Source organism: Candidatus Zixiibacteriota bacterium (assembly GCA_040753495.1).
Lineage (GTDB): Bacteria > Zixibacteria > MSB-5A5 > GN15 > PGXB01 > DYGG01.
Window position 1 is genome coordinate 1 of sequence record JBFMEF010000024.1, and the last position, 3,401, is coordinate 3,401.

The 3,401-nt window shown below is 49.5% G+C and carries 6 protein-coding genes; all 6 read right to left on the minus strand.

The features are described 5' to 3' along the window. Positions 1 to 419: PEP/pyruvate-binding domain-containing protein (locus tag AB1690_01415; GenBank protein ID MEW6013958.1), on the minus strand; the 419-nt coding region annotated here is incomplete at its 3' end. A gap of 197 nt (positions 420 to 616) precedes the next feature. Further along, complete coding sequence (locus AB1690_01420; GenBank protein MEW6013959.1) at positions 617 to 940, minus strand: hypothetical protein; 324 nt, start codon at positions 938 to 940, stop codon at positions 617 to 619. A gap of 112 nt (positions 941 to 1,052) precedes the next feature. Continuing rightward, positions 1,053 to 1,196, minus strand: a complete 144-nt coding sequence (locus AB1690_01425; GenBank protein MEW6013960.1) for a hypothetical protein — start codon at positions 1,194 to 1,196, stop codon at positions 1,053 to 1,055. Between the two features lie 80 nt (positions 1,197 to 1,276). Then, the gene (locus tag AB1690_01430) at positions 1,277 to 2,068 is read right to left on the minus strand and encodes a hypothetical protein (protein ID MEW6013961.1); all 792 of its coding nucleotides are present in this window, start codon (positions 2,066 to 2,068) and stop codon (positions 1,277 to 1,279) included. A 13-nt stretch (positions 2,069 to 2,081) separates the two neighbouring features. Further along, the gene (locus tag AB1690_01435; protein MEW6013962.1) at positions 2,082 to 2,945 is read right to left on the minus strand and encodes a hypothetical protein; all 864 of its coding nucleotides are present in this window, start codon (positions 2,943 to 2,945) and stop codon (positions 2,082 to 2,084) included. Positions 2,946 to 2,955: 10 nt separating this feature from the next. After that, on the minus strand, positions 2,956 to 3,401 hold a 446-nt coding region (locus AB1690_01440; GenBank protein MEW6013963.1), incomplete at its 5' end, for a hypothetical protein.

Consider the following 3,401-nt stretch of genomic DNA (forward strand, 5'->3'; position numbering starts at 1 on the left):
ATCGAGAATTTGGCGCCGGAGCGGACCGAAACCAGCAGCGGGTTAGTGGGGTCGCCAAATTTGGCCCCCATAACTTCCTCTATCTTCGCCATATATTTAGGAAAATCGCGGTCTATTTCCTCAGGAATCTCGAGATTATTCTGATAGTAGACTTTGCAGACTTCGGTGGTGATGGTAAAGCCGGCCGGGACCGGAATGCCGGCGCGGGTCATCTCCGCCAAGCCCGCTCCTTTTCCTCCCAGGAGGTCGCGCATGGTACCGTCACCGTCAGCTTTGCCGCCGCCGAAGAAGTAATATGCCGGATGTTCCAGCGTGAATTTAGACGCTGTTTTGCCGCGTGATGACTTTTCCCGTGATGATTTCTTTTCCGGATTACTCTTTTTTGACCCGGCATTTTTCGATTTGGTTATTTTTGCCATGCTCACTTTCCTCGGGATTTTACTTTTCACAGATGCCTTGTTTGGTTGGCGCTTGGTTTCTTTTTTGACTGCAACCATACCGGCCTCCCCAATGTTCAAAATTTTGCAAAAATTATAAGATTTTTGCGCACAAAGCAATACAAAAAAGGCGGCTCTGGACTTTGCTCCAAAGCCGCCTTATAAGACTTCATTCGGCATTACATCGTGAACAGCCGCTCGCCGTTGATGATTTTCTCCAGTATCTTTAAGGTCTTCTCCACTGGAGAGTGCATTATGTCAGACGTGTTAAAAGTGGAACGAATCGGCTCCCGTGGACAGATGAAATTCGCTTTCCCTCTGCCCCCCCTGGCCTTCTTCTTGTGGGTAAGATTGTACTGACGCTGATACTCCTTGGCTTTTTCCTTGTGCAACTGGTAGTACCGTCGCTGATACTCCCTGCGCGCTTCCGGAGTCGAAAGCTTACCCTTTCCTCTTTTCCTGACTCTTGTTTTGGCGCCGGCGCTTCCTGCCGTTATCGCCATCCCCCCACCTCACTTTCGCGGTAAAGGTTTAAGTTACCCTTAAATTGAGAAATAGTACCACCACCAGGTTCCAGTACTATTATACCCAATTTATCCTCTTGAGTTGCAATTGTCAAGAGGTTTTTGCGGTTTGTCCATATTTTTCTGCCATAAATTCTTGCTCTACTGAAAATTGTACCTTCATCAATTTTACTTTTTTGTAACTCGCCATTTTACCAAGGAATATACCGGCTTGGAAATCCGCCATGGGAGGCATCAGAAAACCCTGCCGTCGGGTCACCCCGGCACGGCAGGGTCTTAAAGTATTCTCGCTATTTTATGGCTTTCTTTTTCTCCTTACGAGGCGGCGGTCCTCCGTTTTGAAAGGAATTTCACGAATTCCAGCAGCAGGAGAACAGCAAAGATGCCAATTATCAGGAACCAGACTACAAGCACCGACGGGTGTGCCCAGGAGGTCTCGGTCCAGTTTCCGACGTACTGAATTCGCTGGACAAAGAGCGAAATTCGACCCATTACGGTATATCCAAAGGAGGCGCCGAATCCAATCATCAGTATCCAGATGCCGAAGCGCGCCACCCCTTTAAACAGCCCGGAGTGCTCTTTGGAGAAGAAGAAATAAAAGAGCGCCGATAAGGTTCCAATGAAAATAATCAACTGCGCCAGCGCCGAGCCGGAATCAAGGATGCCGGTCCCGAAGAAGTTGTTCCATTCCACGTTTTTCATCGCCGAATAGAGCTGCACATTGACGCGGTTTTTCATTTCCAACGGCACCGCAATACCGGCCGCAATACCCATGTACATGGCAATCGGGTAACGGCTGATCCAGGACTTTTTCCGCGAGAAGCGGGTCCACATCATCACCCCCAGAACAGTCGGTATCAGGTACCAGGGGCGCGCCGAATTCAGCCAGAGTAGATAAAAGTCGCCGTCATTCAGGCGATTGAACAGGTTTGGCTGAAGACCGTTGTGCCAGAGAATGATGACGAAATATCCGGCCGAGACGCCAACCACCAGGTGTTCCGCGAACTTATAAAAAGGATTGTCCCGGTACAGGAAGGAAAATATGCAAAGAGTCAAGAAGGCGCCAAAGGTCGTCCAGAGATAAGTTCCTATTGAAAATGCATCCATATTACTTTACCTCCTAACCCTGTTTCCGTCGGGATACCAGGAACCCGATGTTGCCAATGATAATGAATAGAATGATGACGATATGGGCATAGACCTGAATCCGCATGCCGTCGATGGCGGGACCCGGATTATCAGCCAGTTTTTCATACTGTGCCGCACCCAGAAGTCCTCCCATAATGCCGAATATCTGACCGGAATTCAGATAGGGATAGTAGTCGGCTCCCATAACTCCGGTCATGCCGAGCGCCAGCGGGAAGTTGTACCGTCCCTGCCCGTATGAAATCCACATATCGGCCACATTCCCGGCGGCGAAATCGACCACGCACTTCACCTGGTCGTAATTCATAACCCCTTTCATCATCGGGATGCTGTCGAGGGGAGTGCCATAGTAATCGGAGGGGAATGGTATACGGAAATTCTGCCCCATCCCGAGAATCACCAGCGCGGGATACGGTTTGTAACCAAGAAAGACATAATCGATGCCGTTAATTATCTCCCGCCCGGGATAGAAGACGCCGTTGTAGGTTTTGTCCAGTTTTACCGAATCGCTGATATCGCGAATCGCCTGGTCGGCCATTCCGGGTCCATTCTGCGACAAGGTAACAAATATCACCCGCATTTTCTTGCGGAACGCCTGCTCGGCGATGGCGTAAGTCATCGGGTGCAACTCCGCCAAAGCGTTAGGGTCATAGTCTATTCCCAGGAAGAGTATGTCGCCCTCATTCAGATTATCAATGTAATTGAATATCGCCTTAACTTCGTTGGTAATGCGAATAGGAATCGAGAAGGGCCAAACATAAGTGATAACACAGACCAGCGCGACAAAAAGGAAGACCCAGCGTCGGTCAAGAGACATCATACGATCAAATATATTCATATTGTCCTCCTCAATCCTTCCCCAGATAGGCTCGTTCAATTCCCAGAATAACCTTCAAGGACGTAGCCACCATCCCCAGCCCGACGCCGATAATAATGGCTCTCTTGGCGGCAAGATTGGGGACATTGAGTAGCCAGAGGGCGGTTCTTTCCATGTAGTCGCCGACAAATCCGAGATACGGATTGAACCTGAGCATGATTATCAGGGCTGAAATCAGTAGAAGTGTCGCCAGAAGGGAACGGGCGCGGAATGCCCGATAGGCGGCCGAGGCGATAAAAAACGCCAGCAGGGAAAACATCGTCGCCTGTATCGGAATCATTATATAATCAAAAAAGGCGCGGAACATATAGTTCTGCAGCCCGGCCGAATTGAAGAAATCGCGGAAATAATTAAATCCGAAGAAAATCATCGCAAACAGCCCGGTCAGGGTCACAATCGAGTACTGCCAGTTCTGAC